Origin of the sequence: Nonomuraea sp. NPDC050663 (genome assembly GCF_044456985.1) — a bacterium.
Lineage (GTDB): Bacteria > Actinomycetota > Actinomycetes > Streptosporangiales > Streptosporangiaceae > Nonomuraea.
Genome location: NZ_JBITGL010000002.1, coordinates 1 through 20,536, shown reverse-complemented (window position 1 = coordinate 20,536; position 20,536 = coordinate 1). Strand labels below are relative to the sequence as shown.

18 protein-coding genes are annotated in these 20,536 nt (G+C 70.7%); 13 read left to right on the top strand and 5 right to left on the bottom strand.

Translation table 11 applies throughout. From position 1 onward, the window contains the following. The first annotated feature begins 115 nt into the window (after positions 1-115). From ACIBH1_RS04680 to ACIBH1_RS04670, 3 genes are all read left to right on the top strand, one after another. A complete protein-coding gene (locus ACIBH1_RS04680) occupies positions 116-2,464 on the top strand; it encodes a pectinesterase family protein (protein ID WP_397312207.1) in 2,349 nt (782 codons plus the stop codon). 100 nt (positions 2,465-2,564) lie between these two features. Then, positions 2,565-4,166: an RICIN domain-containing protein gene (locus ACIBH1_RS04675; protein ID WP_397312206.1), complete on the top strand. Its 1,602-nt coding sequence runs from the start codon at positions 2,565-2,567 to the stop codon at positions 4,164-4,166. Positions 4,167-4,228: 62 nt separating this feature from the next. Beyond that, the gene (locus ACIBH1_RS04670) at positions 4,229-5,590 is read left to right on the top strand and encodes a polysaccharide lyase family 1 protein (RefSeq protein WP_397312205.1); all 1,362 of its coding nucleotides are present in this window, start codon (positions 4,229-4,231) and stop codon (positions 5,588-5,590) included. Positions 5,591-5,632: 42 nt separating this feature from the next. On the opposite strand, the gene ACIBH1_RS04665 is transcribed toward ACIBH1_RS04670, so the two are convergent. Continuing rightward, on the bottom strand, positions 5,633-6,427 hold the full coding sequence (locus tag ACIBH1_RS04665) for an NAD-dependent epimerase/dehydratase family protein (protein WP_397312204.1): 795 nt from the start codon (positions 6,425-6,427) through the stop codon (positions 5,633-5,635). A 120-nt stretch (positions 6,428-6,547) separates the two neighbouring features. Between ACIBH1_RS04665 and ACIBH1_RS04660 the strand changes: the two genes are divergently transcribed. From ACIBH1_RS04660 to ACIBH1_RS04640, 5 genes are read left to right on the top strand one after another with little or no spacing between them, the layout of a single operon-like run. Then, positions 6,548-7,843 carry an extracellular solute-binding protein gene (locus ACIBH1_RS04660; RefSeq protein WP_397312203.1) on the top strand — a complete coding sequence of 432 codons (1,296 nt, stop codon included), beginning with the start codon at positions 6,548-6,550 and terminating at the stop codon, positions 7,841-7,843. Further along, positions 7,840-8,763 carry a carbohydrate ABC transporter permease gene (locus tag ACIBH1_RS04655; protein ID WP_397312202.1) on the top strand — a complete coding sequence of 308 codons (924 nt, stop codon included), beginning with the start codon at positions 7,840-7,842 and terminating at the stop codon, positions 8,761-8,763. Before ACIBH1_RS04660 ends, ACIBH1_RS04655 begins: the two co-directional genes overlap by 4 nt. Next, positions 8,760-9,629 (top strand): carbohydrate ABC transporter permease, encoded by an 870-nt coding sequence (locus ACIBH1_RS04650; RefSeq protein WP_397312201.1) that lies wholly within the window; start codon positions 8,760-8,762, stop codon positions 9,627-9,629. Before ACIBH1_RS04655 ends, ACIBH1_RS04650 begins: the two co-directional genes overlap by 4 nt. A gap of 52 nt (positions 9,630-9,681) precedes the next feature. Continuing rightward, entirely contained in the window at positions 9,682-10,431 is a 750-nt protein-coding gene (locus ACIBH1_RS04645) for an IclR family transcriptional regulator (protein WP_397312200.1), read from the top strand. Between the two features lie 36 nt (positions 10,432-10,467). Continuing rightward, positions 10,468-11,373 carry a 5-dehydro-4-deoxyglucarate dehydratase gene (locus ACIBH1_RS04640; RefSeq protein ID WP_397312199.1) on the top strand — a complete coding sequence of 302 codons (906 nt, stop codon included), beginning with the start codon at positions 10,468-10,470 and terminating at the stop codon, positions 11,371-11,373. Positions 11,374-11,425: 52 nt separating this feature from the next. Here the strand turns inward: ACIBH1_RS04640 and ACIBH1_RS04635 are convergent, their stop codons facing one another. Continuing rightward, positions 11,426-12,889 carry an aldehyde dehydrogenase (NADP(+)) gene (locus tag ACIBH1_RS04635; protein WP_397312198.1) on the bottom strand — a complete coding sequence of 488 codons (1,464 nt, stop codon included), beginning with the start codon at positions 12,887-12,889 and terminating at the stop codon, positions 11,426-11,428. 92 nt (positions 12,890-12,981) lie between these two features. Between ACIBH1_RS04635 and ACIBH1_RS04630 the strand changes: the two genes are divergently transcribed. After that, positions 12,982-14,238: a glucarate dehydratase family protein gene (locus ACIBH1_RS04630; protein ID WP_397312197.1), complete on the top strand. Its 1,257-nt coding sequence runs from the start codon at positions 12,982-12,984 to the stop codon at positions 14,236-14,238. Next, the gene (locus ACIBH1_RS04625) at positions 14,235-15,392 is read left to right on the top strand and encodes a hypothetical protein (RefSeq protein ID WP_397312196.1); all 1,158 of its coding nucleotides are present in this window, start codon (positions 14,235-14,237) and stop codon (positions 15,390-15,392) included. The genes ACIBH1_RS04630 and ACIBH1_RS04625 overlap by 4 nt, the downstream gene beginning before the upstream one ends. A gap of 4 nt (positions 15,393-15,396) precedes the next feature. Here ACIBH1_RS04625 and ACIBH1_RS04620 read toward each other — a convergent pair whose 3' ends face one another. The 3 genes from ACIBH1_RS04620 to ACIBH1_RS04610 are packed head-to-tail and all read right to left on the bottom strand — an operon-like array spanning position 15,397 to position 17,773. Beyond that, on the bottom strand, positions 15,397-15,885 hold the full coding sequence (locus ACIBH1_RS04620) for a DUF402 domain-containing protein (protein ID WP_397312195.1): 489 nt from the start codon (positions 15,883-15,885) through the stop codon (positions 15,397-15,399). Next, positions 15,882-16,520: a response regulator gene (locus ACIBH1_RS04615; protein ID WP_397312194.1), complete on the bottom strand. Its 639-nt coding sequence runs from the start codon at positions 16,518-16,520 to the stop codon at positions 15,882-15,884. The genes ACIBH1_RS04620 and ACIBH1_RS04615 overlap by 4 nt, the downstream gene beginning before the upstream one ends. Further along, positions 16,517-17,773 carry a sensor histidine kinase gene (locus tag ACIBH1_RS04610; protein ID WP_397312193.1) on the bottom strand — a complete coding sequence of 419 codons (1,257 nt, stop codon included), beginning with the start codon at positions 17,771-17,773 and terminating at the stop codon, positions 16,517-16,519. The genes ACIBH1_RS04615 and ACIBH1_RS04610 overlap by 4 nt, the downstream gene beginning before the upstream one ends. Positions 17,774-17,971: 198 nt before the next feature. Here ACIBH1_RS04610 and ACIBH1_RS04605 point away from each other — a divergent pair, with 198 nt between their 5' ends. From ACIBH1_RS04605 to ACIBH1_RS04595, 3 genes are read left to right on the top strand one after another with little or no spacing between them, the layout of a single operon-like run. Next, a complete protein-coding gene (locus tag ACIBH1_RS04605; RefSeq protein ID WP_397312192.1) occupies positions 17,972-18,682 on the top strand; it encodes an ABC transporter ATP-binding protein in 711 nt (236 codons plus the stop codon). Then, positions 18,679-19,383: an ABC transporter permease subunit gene (locus ACIBH1_RS04600; RefSeq protein WP_397312191.1), complete on the top strand. Its 705-nt coding sequence runs from the start codon at positions 18,679-18,681 to the stop codon at positions 19,381-19,383. Before ACIBH1_RS04605 ends, ACIBH1_RS04600 begins: the two co-directional genes overlap by 4 nt. After that, the gene (locus ACIBH1_RS04595; RefSeq protein ID WP_397312190.1) at positions 19,380-20,138 is read left to right on the top strand and encodes a hypothetical protein; all 759 of its coding nucleotides are present in this window, start codon (positions 19,380-19,382) and stop codon (positions 20,136-20,138) included. The genes ACIBH1_RS04600 and ACIBH1_RS04595 overlap by 4 nt, the downstream gene beginning before the upstream one ends. Positions 20,139-20,536 lie beyond the last annotated feature (398 nt).

The following is a 20,536-nucleotide window of genomic DNA, read 5'->3' as shown; positions in this document are numbered from 1 at the left end:
GCAACCGATTGTCGCTGCATCTATGAATCTTTCAGCGGGTATTGACGTGAAATCGGGATTACGTAATGGTTTCGTGCAACCGATTGTTGTGCCACCCCCCAAGTGAGGTCGTCCCGTGCGACGTCTGTTACTCCTCGCCCTGGCAGTCCTGGCACTGACGCCGACTCCGGCTGCCGCACAGCACCGCTCCACTCTCGTGGTCGCCGCCGACGGCTCGGGTCAGTTCACCACCGTCCAGGCGGCCGTCGACGCCGTGCCCCCGGGCAACACCAGGCCCGTCACGATCCTGGTCCGCGAGGGCACCTACAAGCAGCAAGTCGTCATCCCGGCCGACAAGCCGTACATCTCCCTCGTCGGCGCCACGCGTGACCCCTCCCGCGTGGTCCTGACCTTCGACGCCGCCGCCTCGCAGCAGAAACCCGACGGCTCGGGCACCTACGGCACGTCCGGGAGCGCCTCCTACGTCATCAGCGCCAACGACTTCACCGCGCGCAACCTGACCTTCGAGAACTCCTACGACGAGGCGGCCAACGGCAGCAGCCAGGCCGTCGCCGTCAGGACCGTCGGCGACCGGCAGGTCTACGACAACGTCCGCTTCATCGGCAACCAGGACACCCTGTACGCCAACTCCCCCTCGACCACGAGCTTCTCGCGGCAGTACTTCCGCAACTGCTACGTCGAGGGCGACGTCGACTTCATCTTCGGGCGGGCCACCGCGGTCTTCGACCGGTGCCGGATCAAGTCGCTGACCCGCGGCAGCACGACCAACAACGGCTACGTGGCCGCGCCCAGCACGGAGATCACCAACCCGTACGGGTTCCTGGTCTACCGCAGCCAGCTCGTCAGCACGGCGCCCAGCCAGACCGTCTTCCTGGCCAGGCCGTGGCACGCGGGCGGCTCGGCCACCGCGGTCGGGCAGCTCGTGGTGCGCGAGTCGTGGCTCGGGCAGCAGGTCAAGGAGATCCCTTACGACGACATGTCGGGCTTCTCCTGGCGGGACGCGCGCTTCGCCGAGTACCGCAACAGCGGGCCGGGCTCGACCGCGAACGCCGACCGCAAGCAGCTCACCGACGCCGAGGCGGCGCAGTTCACGCCGCAGAGGTACCTGGCGGGCGGCGACGGCTGGAACCCGGTCCCCCGCGACCACGGCCACGCGGCGACCTCGGCGGGCTCGGCCAGCGCTGCGACCTCGGAGACCTCCGCAACCTCCGCGACCTCGGTGGACACCGCCGGTGACCAGTTCGGGGCGCCGGCCTCCGCCGAGGGTCACCGCGGGCACGGTTCCTTCCGGCTCGGCCGCGAGACCCTGGCCGCCAACGACGGCTGGGCGTCGGCCACCACCGGCACGACCGGCGGCTCGGCGGCCTGGAACGACAGCGTGCACGTCGTCTCCACCCGCGCCGAGCTGGTCGCGGCGCTCGGCAACCCCGCCGACAACACCCCGCGCATCATCTACGTGAAGGGCGCCATCGACGCCGACGTCGACAGCTCAGGAAAGATCCTGACCTGCGCCGACTACGCCACCGCCGGCTACACCCTCGACGGCTACCTCGCCGCCTACGACCCCGCGGTCTGGGGCCGCACCACCCGCCCGAGCGGCCCGATGGAGGACGCCAGGAAGGCCAGCTACAACGCGATGGCCGCGCACATCACCGTGCGCCTGGGCTCCAACACCACCCTCATCGGCCTCGGCGACGACGCCGCGCTCAAGAGCTTCGGCATCCGCATCCAGAACGTCGACAACGTGATCGTCCGCAACCTGACGATCTCCGACACCTCCGACTGCTTCCCCGCCTGGGACCCGACCGACGGCGCCGAGGGCGCGTGGAACGCCTCCTTCGACAACTTCGAGGTCTCCGCCGCCACCCACGTCTGGCTGGACCACAACACCCTCGACGACGGCGACAACCCCGACTCGAACCAGCCCCTCCACTACGGCCGGCCGTACCAGGTCCACGACGGCCTGCTCGACGTGGTGCGCGGCTCCTCCTACGTCACGCTGAGCTGGAACCACCTGAGCAACCACGACAAGACCACGCTGATCGGCAACACCGACAATCCCAACAGCTACGGCGAGGCCGACAAGCTCAAGGTCACCCTGCACCACAACTACTTCGACGGCCTGGGCCAGCGGGTGCCGCGGGTGCGCTTCGGCCAGGTGCACGTCTACAACAACCTCTACAAGGGCATCACCTCCTACTCGATCGGCGTCGGCTTCGGCTCCAAGGTCTTCGCCGAGTCCAACGCCTTCGTCGGCTCCAAGCTCCTGTCGGTCATCGGCGGCACCGCGATCACCCAGCGCGGCAACCTCGTCGACGGCATCGAGACCGATCTGATCGCCGCTTCCGGGGTGACGCTCACCCCCGACGCGGGCTGGACTCCCACGTTGTTCACCCGGATCGACCCGCCCCGGTCGCTGCTGGGCACCGTCCCGGCACGCGCCGGAGCGGGGCGGATCCGCTAGCACGCGTACGGCCCGCGTTCGCGAGACGCGGGCCGTACCTGAACCCCTGGGGGCGGTCCCCAAGGGGAATCGGGGGACATCCCATCGAGGAGATCACTCCATGAGACATGTCGTATCCGCAGCCGTCATCGTTTCAACCGCCCTGGCGGGCGGCGTGCTGGCCGTGGCCACCTCGGCCAGCGCGGCAACCGTCTACACGATCAAGAACAACGCCAGCGGGCAGTATCTGACCACCGCCTCGTCCGGCGCCCAGCTCACCACGAACTCGGCGAGCAGCAGCTGGACCCTGTCGGACTCGGGCGCCCTGATCTCGTCGGTCAACGGCCTGTGCGCGGGCGTCTCCGGCGACTCGACCAGCGCCGGCAAGGCGATCGTCGCCGAGGCGTGCGACGGCTCGACCTTCCAGCGCTGGACCGTCTCCGGCACCCGCCTGGTCAACGCCGGCAGCGCCAAGTGCCTCAACGCCGAGAGCGGCCTGGTCAAGCAGAACTCCTGCGACAACGCCTCCACCAAGCAGTGGACGCTCACCCCCACCTCGGGCGGCACCCCCAGCCCGACGATCACCCCGACCCCCACGATCACGCCGACCGGCAACCCCACCACCCCGCCGCCCACCAGCGACGCGCTCTACGTCTCGCCGTCCGGCAGCGACGGCGCGGCCGGGACGATCTCGAACCCGACGACGCTCACCTCGGCGCTCACGCGCGTCGCCGCGGGCGGCACGATCTACATGCGCGGCGGCACCTACAACTACTCGTCCACGGTCACCGTCGCGACGGGCAACAACGGCACCTCCAGCGCCCGCAAGACCCTGACCGCCTACCCGGGCGAGACGCCGGTGCTCAACTTCTCGGCCCAGGCCGAGGACCCGGCCAACCGCGGCCTGGCGGTGAACGGCAACTACTGGCACGTCAAGGGCCTGATCGTCGAGCGGGCCGGCGACAACGGCATCTTCGTCAGCGGCAGCAACAACATCTTCGAGCGCACGGTGACGCGCTTCAACCGCGACACCGGCCTGCAGCTCTCGCGGACGTTGTCGAGCACCCCGCGTGACCAGTGGCCGGCCAACAACCTCATCCTCTCGGCGCTGTCGCACGACAACGCCGACTCCGACGGCGAGGACGCCGACGGCTTCGCGGCCAAGCTCACCGTGGGCGGCGGCAACGTCTTCCGCTACGCGGTCGCGCGCAACAACATCGACGACGGCTGGGACCTGTACACCAAGACCGACACCGGCGCCATCGGCGTGGTGACGATCGAGGACTCCCTCGCCTACAACAACGGCACCCTCACCGACGGCAGCCAGGCCGGCAACGGCGACCGCAACGGCTACAAGCTCGGCGGCGAGGACATCGGCGTCAACCACATCGTGCGCCGCAACTTCGCCTACAAGAACGGCAAGCACGGTTTCACCTACAACCGCAACCCCGGCACGATGACCGTGTCGAACAACATCAGCATCGACAACTCCGAGCGCAACTTCACCTTCGACGCCGGCAGCTCGGTGTTCCGCAACAACACCTCGTGCCGCTTCTCCAGCGGCTCGAACGACAAGATCGTCGGCAACTCCGACAGCTCCAACCAGTTCTACGCGGGCACGAACGGCTCGCGCTGCTCCGGCTACTCCGGCGCGCTGGGCTGGTCCTTCGCCTCCGACGGCCGCCTGGTCGTGACCCTCGGCGGGCGAGTCATCACCCCGTGACCCTCTAGTACGGCTCGCGCCGGCACTCTGCCGGCGCGAGCCGTACCTTGTTAGGACATGTAATGAAACGCTCCACCCTCCCGGCCGCCACCCTCCTCCTCACCACCCTGTGCGTGACCTCCCCCGCGCAGGCCGATCGCCCCGTCCTCGACCCCTCCCGCCCCATCGGCTGGGGAGCGGCCGCCACCGGCGGCGAGGGCGGCCCGACCTACACGGTCACCACCCGCAAGGAACTGGCCGAAGCCCTCGCGCAGCCCAGCCCCAAGATCGTCAAGGTGCGCGGCACGATCCTCGGCAACCAGACCGACGACGGCCGCCTGCTCGGCGAGCAGGACTACGCGCCTGGCTACTCCCTGACCAAGTACCTGTCGTGCTTCGTGGACGGCAAGGTCTGGAGCGACCAGGCCTTCGAGTACTGCGGCCAGATGCGCCGCCTGCGCCAGACCGGCTCCAACAACCAGAAGCGCCAGATCCAGCTGACCGTGCCCAGCGACACCACACTGGTCGGAGAGGGCACGGACGCCAAGCTCGAGGGCGTCTTCCTGTCGATCAACACCGGGACGAACATCGTCGTGCGCGGGCTGACCCTGGAGTCGCCCATCGACCACTTCACGACGTGGTCGCCCACCGACGGCGCGCTCGGCGCGTGGAACGCCAGGTTCAAGGCGTTCGGGATCGTCACCGGCACCAGGATCTGGATCGACCACAACACCTTCACCGACGGTCAGCATCTCGACCGCGACGCCCCGACCGGTCCCAACGGCAAGCCGGTCAACCGTCACGACGGCCTGCTCGACATCGAGGACGGCTCCGACCTGATCACCGTCTCCTACAACCGGTTCGTCAACCACGACAAGAACATGCTGGTCGGATCGGGTGACAGCCGCGGCGACCGCGATCGAGGCAAGTTGCGCCTGACCCTCTACGCCAACCTCTTCGACGGGATCTCGCAGCGCTCGCCGCGGGTGAGGTTCGGGGCGGTGCACGTGTTCAACAACTACTACCGAGCCTCGGCCACCGGCGAGCAGCCCGTGGTCAGCAACGACCAGGGCGGGCCGAGCCACTACCTGGGGCTGGGACTGGAGTCGAAGGTCTATTCGGAGCACAACGCCTTCGACTACGACGGCTCGCAGGACATCGTCGTGCAGAACTGGAACGCCCACCAGTTCTATGACCACCGCTCCTGGTTCAACGGCAGGCCGGTCGACGTGGCGGCCGTCGCGCGGCGCAAGTTCGAGGCCTCGAAGGCGGCCGAGCTGGCCAGGGCCGCCGAGGCGGGCACCGCGCCTGCGGCCTGGACCGCGCAGGAGTTCACCACCGACGTCGGCTGGCGTCCCTCCGAGGTGTACGGCTACCGCCCGCTGAACAACAACAACCTGGTCAAGCGCATGGTCCTGGAGCACTCGGGCCCGCAGGGCCTGTGACGCGAGCCTCCCGCCTCCCCCGCGAGGGAGGCGGGAGCGCCCTCACCACTTGCCGCCGAGCTCCTTGAGCGTGAAGACCCCTCCGGCGCGGTCGTGCAGCGGTTCGCTCAGATCCGGCTCGCCGAACTCCTCGATGAGCGGCGCGGCGTGCTCCTCCGAGTCGTCGCGCGACTCCCATCCCAGTGCCCTCGCCGCGTCGAGCGACCACCACCGGCGGTCGTTGTCCGACACCCCCCACACCACGTGGAAGCCCTCCGCGACCAGCCCCGCCTCGATGAGCGCGGCCAGGTCGCGCGCCGACATCCAGGTCGCCAGCCCGCGTGTGTCCTCCGAGGCCGGGTTGCAGGTGCCGAGCCTGATCACGGTGGAGTTGATCCCGAACCGGTCGAAGTACAGGCTGGCCAGCGCCTCCAGCACCACCTTGCTGACCCCGTAGAAGGTGTCGGGCCGGGGGAAGGCGTAGTCGGGCAGCTCGCCCCCGTCGGCTGGGCGGGTGTGGAACCCGGCGGCGTGGTGGCTGCCCATGAGCACCAGGTGGCGGATGCCCTCGGCCCGCGCGGCCTCCATGAGGATCTGGCTGCCCGTGATGTTGGCGCGCACGATGTCGTCCCACGGGTGCTCGCGGCTCTGCCCGCCGAGGTGGACGACCGCGTCCACGCCCTTGGTCACCGCCGCCATCGCCTCGGGGTCGGCCAGGTCGGCCTGGACGAACTCCTCCCCCTCGCCGGGCTCGACGGGCACCAGGTCGGTCAGCCGCAGGGTGCGTCCCGGCCTGGCCAGGAGGGGCCGCAGGAGAATGCCGAGCTTGCCGGCCGCGCCGGTCACCAGGATCCGCATAGGTCTCCACCGAGGGGTTCGTAAGCCTTGTTGACTATGACCCGAATCACAATATACGTTCCGCTGGACGAAATGCACATCACCAGACAACGTCCAAGTATGTGAACGGGAGGCGGTCCGATGACACGCCATCTGCTCGGCGTCGCGGTGTTAGTCGTGACCCTCGCGGCTTGTGGTTCGGGTGGAGCGGGATCTGACGAAGCGCTGGACATCTGGATCAGGCAGGCGCCCGACTCCGACTCCGCGAAGACGGCCCAGAAGCTGGCCGACGCCTTCACGAAGGCCAGCGGGGTCAAGACCAAGGTCACCGCGATCTTCGACGACTTCGAGACCAAGCTCCAGCAGCAGGCCGCCCAGAAGAACCTGCCGGACATCGTGATCAACGACACCGCCCAGCTCGGCAACATGCAGGGACAGGGCTGGTTGCGCGAGGTCGACAAGGCCTCCCTGGCCGGCGGCGACAAGCTCGCGGAAGGCGCGTGGAAGGCCGCCCAGGCCGGCAACGGCAAGCACTACGCCGCGCCGTTCTCCGCCCAGTCGTTCGCGCTGATCATGCGCAAGGACTGGCGCGAGAAGGTCGGCATGGAACCGCCCAAGACCTGGGAGGAACTGGCCGCGCTCGCCAAGGCCTTCACCGAGAAGGACCCCGACGGCAACGGCCAGGCCGACACCGCCGGCTTCGTCATCCCGGCCGGCACCAAGCGCGGCTACGCCTCCTGGTACGCCTCCTCGCTGATCTACGCCAACGGCGGCGACTTCCTCACCAACAACGCCGGCAAGTTCACCCCGGCCGTCAACCAGCCCAACGCCGTCGAGGCGGTCAAGTTCCTGCAGGACCAGTTCTGCACCGCCAAGTCGGTCAACCCCGGCGCGGTCAGCAACGACACCACCGTCACCCACGAGGTCTTCGAGAAGGGCCAGGGCGGCATCTACCTCGTCGGGCCCTACGTGCTGGCGCGTTTCGTCAAGAGCCTGGGCGCCGACAAGATCGAGGTCCACCCGGTGCCCAAGGGCCCGTCGGGCGGCCCCGGCACCCTCGGCGAGGGCGAGAACGTCTACCTGATGGCCGGTTCGGCGCAGGAGGACAACCAGAAGAAGTTCGCCGAGTTCGCCATCTCCCCCGAGGGCCAGCGGATCGGGATGAACAAGGACGCCCCCGGCGCGATCGTGCGCCTGCCCGTCAACACCACCATCGACATGGCCGCCGAGCGCCAGGACCCGGGCTGGAAGGTCTTCGCCGACGCCTACCCGACCGCGGTCTACAGCCAGCCGGTGCCGAACTGGGCGCCGATCCGCCAGACCTCGGCCGACGCGATCAACGCGGTGTGGGCCGACTGCTCCGCCGACGTCAAGACCGCCATGGACGGCCTGGCGACCAAGCTGACTGCGGAATTGCAGAACCAGAAGGCCTCATGAGCATGACCCTCGTGCGCGAGGACAAGCGCCTGAGCCCCCACCGCCGGCAGACCCGGCGGCGGGGGCGCCGGCTCGTGCCCTGGCTCTTCCTCGCCCCGGCGCTGATCCTCTTCCTCTACTTCAAGTTCATCCCGATGTTCGAGAACCTCCGGATGAGCTTCTTCAAGGTGCAGACCTTCCTCGGCGACGAGTTCGTGGGCCTGGACAACTACCGCCGGCTCATGAACGACGACGCGTTCCTGAGCGCGATGTGGCACAGCGTCGTGCTGGCCGTCGGCGCCACCATCGGCTCGCTGGTGCTGGGCCTGGTCCTCGCGTTGCTGATCGAGGGGACGGCCAGGCATCTGTGGTTCGTGCGCACCGCGGCCTTCCTGCCGGTGGTCGTGACCATGGCGGCGGTCGCCGAGATCTGGCGCATCATGTACCACCCGGCGGAGAGCGGCCTGATCAACTCGATCATCGGGTTCTTCACGATCGATCCGCAGCCGTTCCTGTCGAGCGAGGACTCCTCGCTGTTGTCGATCATGGGCATGATGATCTGGCGCGGCACGCCGTACGACATGATGATCTTCCTGGCCGGGCTCGTGGGCGTCGACCGCACCCTCTACGAGGCCGCGGCCGTCGACGGCGCCTCGACCTGGCAGCGCCTGTGGAACATCACGCTGCCCGCGCTCCGCCCGGTCTTCTGGATCCTGGCCACCCTGGCCGCCATCCGGGGCCTGCGCGTCTTCGTCGAGGTCTACGTGCTGACCAACGGCGGGCCGAACGGCTCCTCCGAGGTGCTGATGACCCTGATCTACAAGATGGGCTTCCAGAGCAACGAGCTCGGCGTGGCCGCGGCGGGCTGCATCGTGCTGTTCGCGGCGACCCTGGCGCTCACGATCGTGGTGCAGCTGATGCGCAGGAGGCAGGCGCCGTGACCCCCCATCGATTCGACAGCGCCCTGGGCCTGGAGGCCAGGCGCGGCCCGGTGGCGACGGTCCTGAAGCTGCTGCTGTACCTGGGCATGATCCTGGTCTTCGCCGGCCCGCTGTGGGGCCTGCTGGTCAGCGCCTTCGGCCAGACCCTCGACCCGACCAGCTTCGCCCTGTGGCCCGACGGCTTCACGCTGGAGAACTTCGCCCAGGCGGCCGACAAGAACGTCTACGGCTACCTGTTCAACTCCTTCGTCGTGGTCGGCTTCGGGCTGCTGCTCCAGATGCTCGTCAGCGTCTTCGCCGCCTACGCCCTGGCGCGCAAGAAGTTCCGCGGCATGACCGTGGTCATGCTGATCATGCTGGCCACGATGATGCTGCCCGAGGAGATCATCGCCATCCCGCTCTCGCTGGTGCTGGCCGACATGCCGCTCCTCGACGTGCGGCTCATCGACACCTACGCGGGCATGATCCTGCCCGTCGGGGCGTGGGGCTTCTCCATCCTGGTGATGACCGAGTTCATGAAGGAGGTCCCGGTCGAGCTGGAGGAGGCCGCCCGGATCGACGGCGCGGGCGAGCTGCGCACCTTCTTCACGATCATCCTGCCGCTGTGCCGTCCGGCGCTGGGCGTGATCGGCGTCTTCGGCTTCACCATGATCTGGGACCAGTACCTGCTGCCGCTCATCGTCGCCAACGATCCGGGCTACTACACCCTGCCCATCGCGCTGCGATCGTTGCGCTCCGACGAGGAGGTGGGCATCGGCGTGCTGCTGGCCGCGACCCTCCTGGCGCTGCTGCCGTCGATCATCGCCTTCCTGGCGTTCCAGCGGCAGTTCATGCGCGGGCTCACCAGCGGCGCGGTCAAGGGATAGGTGTCCACATACATGGATCTCATCCCCTATTCTGGATCTTATGGAGCCTTCGATGGTGAAGTCGGCGGAGCGCACCGTTCGCATCCTGGAGATGTTGTCGTCATCGCCCGACCGGCTGTCGCTGGCCGAGCTCCAGCATCGCACGGGCTTCCCGCGCAGCAGCCTGCACGCGCTGCTGCGGACCCTGGCCGAGCTGAAGTGGATCGAGGCGCCTCCCGGCGAGTCCGCCTACGGCATCGGGCCGCACGCCCTGCTGACCGGGACCGCCTACCTCGACAAGGACCCGGCTCTGCCGTACGCGCAGGAGACCCTGGAGGACCTGCGCGAGGAGATCGGGCACACGGTGCACTTCGCCCGGCGCGACGACGGTCACGTGTTGTACCTGGCGACCCGCGACTCGCGCGTCGCCCACCACGTGATCCCGAGGGTGGGCCGCCGCCTGCCCGCCCACGTCACCGCGCTCGGCCAGGCGCTGCTGGCGCAGCTCACCAACGACGAGGTGCTCGGCCTGCTGCCCGCGGAGCTGACGGCGCTCACCGAGCACACCATCACCGACTCGGCCAAGCTGATGGACGAGCTCGACCAGGTGCGCTCGCGCGGCTGGGCGCACGAGCGCGAGCAGGGCACGCGCGGGGTGGCCTGCGTGGCCGTCGCGGTCGACTACCGCATCCCGGCCACCGACGCGATCAGCGTCTCGATGCCCGCCTCGCTGCCGCCCTCCGGGGTCGAGCAGGTCGCCGAGGCGGTCGTGCGGCACACCCGCAAACTCGCTGCCACTCTGCGCCGGGAGGGCATCCGATAATCCATCATCCGGCGCATCCTCGGAGGGATCTCGGTTATGCGTCTTGATGGTGTCCTCTTCTTCCCGGTGACCCCGTTCGCGCCAGACGGCTCGGTGGCCGAGTCCGTCCTGGCCGAACACGTCTCCGCGGGAGTGGAGTCGGGGGCGGGCGGTGTGTTCACCGCCTGCGGCACCGGCGAGTTCAACGCGCTCGACCTGGCGGAGTACCGGCAGGTCGTGGCCACCTCCGTGGCCGCGGCGGGCGGCCGGGCGCCGGTCCTGTCCGGGACGGGCGGACCGCTGCCCGCGGCCCGCGCCTTCGCCGCCGAGGCCCAGGCGCTGGGCGTCGACGGACTGTTGCTGCTGCCTCCCTATCTCGTGTCGTCGCCTCCCGGCGGCCTGGTGTCCTACGTGCGGGCCGTCGCCGAGAGCGTCGAGCTGCCGATCATCGTGTACGGCAGGGCCAACGCCAGGTTCGGCCCGCGGGCCGTCGCCGAGCTCGCCGGCATCCCGAACGTGATCGGCTTCAAGGACGGCATCGGCGACTTCGACCTGCTGCAGCGCATCATCCTCACGGTGCGGCAGGAGACCGACCGTGCGTTCACCTTCTTCAACGGGCTCCCCACCGCCGAGTTCACCATGCCCGCCTACCGGGGACTCGGGGTCACCCTCTACTCCTCGGCCGTCTTCGCCTTCGCGCCGGAGATCGCCCTGGCCTTCTACAAGGCGCTGACCTCGGGCGACGAGGTGCTGTGCCAGCGGCTGCTGACCGGGTTCTACCTGCCGCTGGTGGAGCTGCGCGACAAGGTGCCGGGCTATGCGGTCTCCCTGGTCAAGGCCGGGGTACGGCTGCGCGGGCTCGACGCCGGCGCGGTGCGTCCCCCGCTGGTCGACGCCGCGCCCGAGGACGTCGCCGAACTGGAGCGGCTCATCGCCGCCGGCAGGGACATCGCGGGTGTGTGAAGCGGTCGCGCCGGGCGCCGGGTCCGTGCGACCCGGCGCCGGCCGTGGTGCGTCAGCGGGCGAGCACGCCGTCGACCCGCTGCGGGACACCCAGCGGGTTGGAGTCCTGCAGCTCCTGCGGGAGCAGCTCGGCGGGCCAGTCCTGGTAGGCGGTGGGCGCCAGCCAGCGGGCGATCGCGGTGGCGCCGACGGAGGTGAAGGTGGTGGTCGCCGAGGGCCACGGTCCGCCGTGGTGCATCGCCCAGGTGACGGCCACGCCGGTGGGCCAGCCGTTCCACACCAGCCGCCCCGCCGTACGGGTCAGGACCTCGACCAGCGGCGCGGCCTCGGCCGGGTCGGTGGCGTGCACGGTGGCGGTGAGCGAGCCCTCCAGGCGCGCGAGCACGCCGGGCAGATCGGCGACGTCGCGGTAGGTGACGACGATGGATGACGGACCGAAGCACTCCTCGGCGACCGCGGGCAACTGCGCGGCGAAGCTGTCGAGGTCGGTGGTGAAGAGCTTGGGCTCCACGGCCCAGGCGCCCTCGCCGGCCCGGCCGGTGGCCAGCAGGGTCAGCGACGACAGCCGCTCGACGCCGCTGGTGTACCCGTCGCGGATGCGGGAGGAGAGCATGGGCGTGCCGGTGGAGGCGGAGACGGCCTCGGCGAAGTCCTTCACCACGTCCTCGGGGGCGAACACGAGGCCGGGGTTGGTGCAGAACTGCCCTGACCCGAGCGTCAGCGAGGCGGCGAATCCCTGGGCCAGTCCCTCGCGCCGGGCCGAGGGCAGCACGACCACCGGGTTGACGCTGCCGAGCTCCCCGAAGAACGGGATGGGCTCGGGCCGCTCGTCGATGAGCGCCTGGATCGCCTTGCCGCCGGGCACCGAGCCGGTGAAGCCGACCGCGGAGACCGAGGGGTGCCGGGCCAGCCACGCGCCCGACTCCATACCGTGGACCAGGCCGAGCAGGTCGGCCGACGGGAGCGCGGAGCGGATCACCGTGGCGGTCAGCTCCGAGGTGCCGGGGTGGCCGGGGTGGGCCTTGACGACCACCGGGCATCCGGCGGCCAGCGCGGAGGCCACGTCACCTCCGGCCACGGAGAAGGCGAAGGGGAAGTTGGAGGCGGAGAAGACGCCGACCACGCCGGGCAGCGGGCGCAGCATGCGCCGCACGTCGGGCTTGGGCGGGGTGAGCGAGGCGTCCGCGTGGTCGATGATCGCCTCGGCGTATCCCCCGTCGCGGATGACCTGGGCGAAGAAGCGGAACTGCCCGGCCGAGCGGCCGATCTCGCCGCGCAGCCGTACCTCTCCGAGCGCGGTCTCGCGGTCGGCCAGCGGCCAGAGTTCCTCGGCGCGCGCGGTCAGGTCGTCGGCGACCGCCTCCAGCACGCGGGCGCGCTCCTCGGCCGGGGTGCCGCGCCAGGCCTGCCCCGCTTCCAGGGCTGCGGCGACCGCCGCGTCCACCCCGGCGCGGTCGGTCTCGGGGAGTTCAAGGCCGGTGGGCTGGCCGGTGCGGGGGTCGAATCCCTGAATCATCCGAAAAGCACCCTTTCAGTGAAATGTCATATAGCTCAAGTCTATATGTCTATGAATATGGTATCTGTTCACATATATGGACGGAGTTTAGAGTGAAGATCAGCGAAATCCGGGTCACCCCCGTCGCCTTCCGCGATCCGCCCCTCCTCAACGCGGCCGGCGTGCACGAGCCGTGGGCGCTGCGCACCATCGTCGAAGTGATCACCGGCGACGGCCTGTCCGGCCTGGGCGAGACCTACGGCGACCTCGACCACCTCCAGAAGGTGCGACAGTGCGCGCAGGCGCTGGTCGGCGTGGACGTGCACCAAACCAACGAGATCTACCGGCGCATCGACGCGCTCGTCGGCGACGTGGTCAGCGACCTGCACGGGCTGACCGGCGTGGCCACCAAGGAGAAGAGCGTGGACCGGGTGTTCGCCACGTTCGAGGTGGCCTGCCTGGACATCCGCGGCAAGGCGGCCGGCGTGCCCGTCGTCGACCTGCTCGGCGGGCGGGTGCGCGACGCCGTGCCGTACAGCGCCTACCTGTTCTACAAGTGGGCCGGGCACCCCGGCCAGGCCGACGACCGGTTCGGCGCGGCGCTCGACCCCGAGGGCATCGTCGAGCAGGCGCGCTCCCTCATCGACCGCTACGGCTTCCAGTCGATCAAGCTCAAGGGCGGCGTCTACGAGCCCGCCCAGGAGGTCGCCGCCATCCGCGCGCTCGCCGAGGCCTTCCCCGGCGTCCCACTGCGGCTCGACCCCAACGCCTCCTGGACCGTGGAGACCTCGATCTGGGTCGGCAAGGAGCTCGACGGGATCCTGCAGTATCTGGAGGACCCGGCCGTCGACATCCCGAGCATGGCGGCCGTCGCCGCACATGTGCCGATGAAGCTGGCCACCAACATGTGCGTCGTGACACCCGCGCACCTGCCGCCCGCCGTCGCGCAGGGGGCCATCGGCGTGCTGCTGCTCGACCACCACTACTGGGGCGGCCTGACCAGGTCGGCGCAGATCGCCGCGCTCTGCGACACCTTCGGCCTCGAACTGTCGATGCACTCCAACTCCCACCTGGGCATCAGCCTGGCCGCCATGACCCACCTGGCCGCCGCCACGCCGAACCTCACGCACGCCTGCGACACGCACACCCCCTGGCAGGACGGGCAGGACGTGGTCGCGCCAGGCGCGCTGCGCTTCGTCGACGGCGCCGTGCCCGTGCCCGACGGGCCCGGACTCGGCATCGAACTGGACCGCGACGCGCTGGCCCGCATGCACGAGCAGTATCTCGCCTGCGGGATCACCTCCCGCGACGACACGGGCTACATGCAGCGGTTCGAGCCCGGCTTCTCGACCAGGAGGCCGCGCTGGTGAACATCGCCTACGTCTACCCGTGGGACGTCGTCGGCGACCCGACGGCCGCCGCCCGCATCGCGTCGCTCGGCGTCGAGGCCGTCGCGCTGGCCGCCTCCTACCACTCGGCCCGCGTCGTCACCCCCTACCACCCCGACCACCGGGTGCTGGAAGTGGCGCACTCCGCCTTCTACCTGCCCGTACGGCCCAGCGCCTGGGGCCGGCTGGTGCCCGCCTCCCCCACCTGGACCGCCGCCGACTCCTGGTCGCAGGCACGTGACGCGCTCCGCGAGGCCGGGCTCAAGGTGCTCGCCTGGACCGTGCTGACGCACAACTCCTGGCTCGGCTCCCGCAACCCGGACATGGTGGTGCGCAACGCCTTCGGCGACCCCTACCCGCACGCGCTCTGCCCCGCCCACGACGACGTGCTCGACTACTGCGAGCGCCTGGTCCGCGAGATCGTGACCGCCGGCGAACCCGACGGGATCATCCTGGAGGCGTGCGGTCCGATGGGTTACGGCCACCAGAGCCCGCACGAGAAGACCGCGGGCGCCGACTGGACCGGCGTGCACCAGGACCTGCTGTCGTTGTGCTTCTGCGCGGCCTGCGCGGACCGGTATCCCGCCGGCACCCTGCAGGCCGTCCGCGCCGCCGTGGACGGCTCCCCCACCTCCACGGCCGACACGCTCGGCTCCCCCACCTCCATGGCCGACACGCTCGGCTCCCCCACTTCGATGGCCGACGCGCTCGGCGACCTGCACGACCAGGTGCGTGAGGTCAGGGTCGCACTCTCGGCCGGCCTGCGCGAGCGCGTGCTGCCCGCCTGCGGCGAGCTGCCGGTCACCCTGCACGCCAACCCCGACCCGTGGGCGACCGGCGCCTTCGCCGCGCTGCCCGCCGGCGACCCGCGGGCGCACGCGCTGGTCGGCAACTGCTGGGGCGATCCGGTGACCGACGCCGGCCGCCTCGGCGCCCTCGGCGCCCTGGCCGCCGAGGGGCAGCGGGTCGGCGCCTACGTGCTGGCCCTGCCGCCCCGCCCCGCCGACCCCGGCGTGCTCGCCGAGCAGCTACAGATCTACGGCAAGTCGGGGGCGCAGGAGTTCCACCTCTACCACGCGGGCCTGGCCTCCCCTGCCCGGCTCGACGCCCTGCGGGAGGCCCTCGCCCGGCAGTGACGTGTCAGGTGACCATCGCCAGCCAGGGCTCGTGCGCGCCGCCGAACGGGCCCTGGCGCTCCTTCACCGCCGTCATCAGCAGGCGGGCGGTCTCCTCGGCCTGGGCGATCAGCTCGTCCGGGTACTTCATGACCCGCTGGTGCTCCTCGAACTCGTCCACGTCGTCCAGGTAGACCTCGCCCTCGACCGGCCTGATCACGTCGAGGTCCAGGTCCGCCATGGTCACCGTGTCACCGTCCCACACCGGCACCGTGGTCACGTCGACGTAGACCTCGCAGTTGTGCGGCATCGCGTTGAACAGCGCCACCCAGCCCTCGTCACGCGGGAAGAGCATCACGAACGCCTGCTCCCACACGACCGGCGGCCCGTCGCCCTTGCGCCCGACCGTGCCCGCCACGGCCCCCATCCAGACCCCGTACTCGTCCTCACCCAGCCTGCGGCTCGGATGATGCCAGTGCAGGGTCCCGTCGTACTTGGTGTACACCACTCTCATTTCGGCGAAACTATCACCAACCCGCTCTCGTAGGCCGCGATCACCAGCTGGGCCCGGTCCCGGGCACGCAGCTTGGACAGCAGGCGGCCGATGTGCGTCTTCACCGTCGCCAGGCTCAGATGCAGATGCGCGGCGATCTCGGAATTGGCCAGGCCACGGGCGACCAGCAGCAGCACCTCGCGCTCCCGCTCCGTGACGCCCTCCAGGCTCACGCCCGGCGACCTGCCGCGCACGTACTCCTCGATCAGACGGCGGGTGACCGTCGGCGCCAGGAGCGACTCGCCCGCCGCGACCGTCCTGATGCCGGTGAGCAGGTCGGCCGGCGGGGTGTCCTTCAGCAGGAACCCCGAGGCTCCGGCACGCAGACCGTCGTAGACGTGGGCGTCGAGGTCGAACATGGTGACGATCAGGACCTTCGCGACGCCCGCGATGCGGCGGGTGGCCTCGATGCCGTCCATGCGCGGCATGCGCACGTCCATGAGGACCACGTCGGGGCGCTCGCGGAGGGTCACCTCGACGGCCTCGAACCCGGTCGCCGCCTCGCCGACGACCGCCAGGTCGGGCTCGGACTCCACGAGGGCGCGGAAACTGCCTCTGAGCAGGGCCTGGTCATCGGCCACCACGACGCGGATCATGGGCGGGCCTCCTGCTGGAGGTACGGGAGGGTGGCCATCACACGGAAGCCGCCCCCGGGGCGCGGGCCAGCCTCGAACGCCCCGCCGTACATCGCGACCCGCTCGCGCATCCCGATCAGGCCATGCCCCTCGGCGACGGCCGGCTGCCGTGTCGCGCTCGCGCGTTTCTCAGTGGCCGCCGGTCGTGTCGCGCTCGTGCCGTTCCCGGTGGCCGCCGGTCGTGTCGCGCTTGTGCCGTTTCCGGTGGCCGCGTGCCGTACGATGCCCGCGACGTGGCTCGTGGCCGCCCGCTGTTTGGCGGGTCGCCCCTCGTCCGTCACCTCGATCCGCAGCACGCCGCCTTGGTCGGCGACCACCACCCGGCATGCCGCTCCCCGCGCGTGCTTGGCGGCGTTCGTCAGCGCCTCCTGCACGATCCGGTAGCACGCCAGCCCGGCCCCCTCCGGCACCTCCCCTTCCACGTCGAGCTCCAGCACGCCCCCGTTGCGCTCCACCAACTCCCCCAAGCCCGAAATGCCGGGCATCGGGCGCAGCGACGGCTCCGCCCGCAACACCCCCAGCAACAACCGCATCTCGTTCAACGACCCCCGGCTCGTCGTCTCGATCACCGCCAGCGCCTCCCGCGCCTGCTCCGGACGCCGGTCGAGCACATGGTTGGCCACCCCCGCCTTGACGGCGATCAACCCCATGCTGTGCGTGACCACGTCGTGCAACTCCCGCGCGATCCTCAGGCGCTCGTCGGCCACGGCCTGCTCGGCGGCCCGCGCCGCGTCGCGGGCCGCGTACGTGCGCCGCTCGTGCACCGCCCGCCCCACACTCCACGCCCCCGCCAGCGCGGCCAGCCCGAACATGATGTCCACCGCCGTGCGCGCCCTGCTCCCTTCGGGCACCGCTCCGGCCACGGCCAGGAAGGCCAGCAACCCCACGCCGACCGCCGACACCGTCACCGTGGACGCCCAGCGGTTCTCCCCACCCGTGGAGGCGACGGTGTAAAGCGCGTAGGCCGGGGCGAGATACGCATACCCGACGGAACCCATCGCGACCGCCGCCACCGCCACCGCCAGGACCAGCCAGAACACCGTCCGCGGCCACACCCGGCGCACCGCCAGCGGCAGGGCCAGCAGCACCCCCAGCACCGGGCGGTCCGTCGCGGGCAGGATCGCCATCGTCAGCACCACGGCCACCAGCACGTCCAGTCCGACCAGCTGGGTACGGCTCAGCCGCCTGGCGAAGAAGGGACGCACCTCGGTCATTCCGACGACGCTAGCCGCTGCCACCGCGGGCCGCGTCAACCCCAGGTCTGACCCGGACCGCGAAGCCACCGCCGCGTCACCCAGGTCCCGCCCGGACCGCGAAACCACCGCCGCGTCATCCCCTGGTCTGATCCCCGGGTGCGAGATCGGTCCCCGGTCTGACGACCCGCCCCCGCCTCGCGGGAGAGCGTGAACCCCGTGATCGACGTCAAACACCTGACCAAGACCTACGCGAGCACCACCGCCGTCGACGACCTCTCCTTCCGCGTCGAGCCAGGCCAGGTCACCGGCTTCCTGGGCCCCAACGGAGCGGGCAAGTCCACGACGATGCGCCTCATCCTGGGCCTTGCCACCCCGACCAGCGGCCAGTCCCTCGTCAACGGCCACCCCTACCGCGACGCGCCCGAGCCGATGCGCGAGGTGGGCGCCCTCCTCGACGCCACCGCCGTGCACCCCGGCCGCAGCGCCTACAACCACCTGCTGGCCCTGGCCGCCACCCACGGCATCGGCGAGATCCGCGTCGCCGACGTCCTGGCGCAGGTCGGGCTCACCTCGGTGGCCAGGAAACGTGTGGGCGGATTCTCCCTCGGCATGAAGCAACGGCTCGGCATCGCCGCAGCGCTGCTCGGCGACCCGCCGGTGCTGATGTTCGACGAGCCGGTCAACGGCCTCGACCCCGACGGCGTGCGATGGATCCGCCACCTCATGCGCGAGCTGGCCGCGGAAGGCCGGACGATCCTGCTGTCGAGCCACCTCATGAGCGAGATGGCCCTCACCGCCGACCATCTGATCATCATCGGCCGCGGCAGGCTCATCGCCGACACCCCGCTGGCCGACCTGACCAGCGCCTACCCCTCGCTGGAAGAGGCGTACCTGCAGTTGACGGGCTCCAGCGTGGAGTACCGATGAGAGCCGAATGGATCAAGCTCAGAAGCACCGCCTCCACCCATTACGCCCTCGCCACGGCGGCCCTCGTCTTCGTGCTGGGCGTCGCCTGGACCCTCTACGTCGACTCCATCTGGCACGAGCGCGGCCTGCGTTCCGCCGCGGCCGCCGAGGAGGGCTTCCTGCCGGTGGTGCAGCTGGCCGTCGCCGTCATCGGTGTCCTGGCCGTGACCGGGGAGTACGCCACCGGCCTCATCCGCCAGACGCTCACCGTCGCCCCGCGCCGCGGCCGCCTGCTCCTCGACAAGGTCGCCGTGGTGGCGCTCACGGCCTTCGCCGTCAGCGCCGCCGTCCTGCTGGCCACCGCCTCGGCCGCGCGCCTGGTCGGCGACTACCCCATGCCCGAGCTCGACGTCGCGCAACTCCTCGCGCACGCCCTCGCCGCCACCGTCCTGGCCCTGGCCGGGCTCGGCCTCGGGGTCGTCACCCGTTCCACGGCGGGCGCCGTGTCGGGGGTGGTGGCGCTGCTGTTCGTCGTCCCCGGCATCGTCAACTTGCTGCCGACGCCGTGGAACACCCGGATCGGATCGTTCCTGCTGCCCAACCTGGTGCCGCGGGCCTTCCCGCCGGAGCAGGCCGGGCTCGAACCGATCGGGCTCCTGCTCCTCTACGCCGCCGTTCCCCTGGCCGCCGCCTGGGCCGTGTTCACCAGGAGAGACGTATGATGCCGCACACCCTGCGCGCGGAGTGGATCAAGCTGCGCTCGCTCCGCTCCACCTGGCTCACCCTGGCCGTCTCGCTCGGCTCCATCCTCATGGCGGCGGGGCTTTCGCTCATGGCCAACGGCATGTACGACGCCGCCCCCGCCTCCCGGCGCGACGCCGCGCAGCTGACCGAGCTCGAAGACGTCGTGATCATCGTGCCGCAACTGTGCCTGGGCATCCTCGGCGTACTCGCCGCCGTCAAGGACATCCCGGCCAGCTACATCGCCGTCCCCCGCCGCTGGCCGGTCCTCGCGGGCAAGGCCGTCGGCATCGCCGCGTGCGGCCTCATCGTCGGGCAGGTGACGATGTTCGGCTCCGCCCTGGTGACGCGCCTCGTCGTGGGCGAACGGTTCCACCTCGAACCGCTCGCCGACCGGGTGCCGCTGCTGGTGGTGTCAGGCCTGTCGGTCGTGGTGCTCGGCCTGCTCGGGCTGGGGCTCGGCACCCTGCTGCGCTCGGTCGCGGCGTGCGTGGCGCTGCTGGCGGGGGTGTTGTACGTGTTTCCGATCATCTCCTTCAACCTGCCGGGGGTGATGGGTGAGTGGGGGCGCTCGATCATGATCGGCGGGCTGCCGCGACTCGCCGTGGGGGCAGACCTGACCAACACCGTGTACGGCACGCGCCTGTCGGCCACGGGCGCCGCCGCGGTGTTGGCGGCGTACGCGGTGGTGCCTTTGGCCGCGGGGGTCTGGGCCCTGCGCCGCCGCGACCTCTGACGCACCGAGCAACGACCACCGCTCCCCCAGCGTCCCGCGCTTGTCCCCGTGGCCTGCCGTACACCCGGTCCACGGCCTGGCACCCGCCGCTGCTCGCGGCGCGGCACTCGCCCATCCCCACGACCGGCGCCTGCCCATGGCCGGGCTTTGGCCCATCCCCACGACCGGCGGACGCCCCACCCATGGCCCGGCACCACGACCGGCGCCTGCCCCGCCAACGGCCCGGCACCAACCGCAGGCACCCACGGTCGGCATCCGCCGTACACCCCACGCGACCCCTGCCCCCGGGCACCCGAAACGCGCCGGGGGGGGGGGGGGGGGGGGGGGGGGGGGGGCGGGGGGGGGGGGGCGCGGCGGCGGGGGGGGGCGCGGGGGGGGGGGGGGCGCGGGCGGCGGTG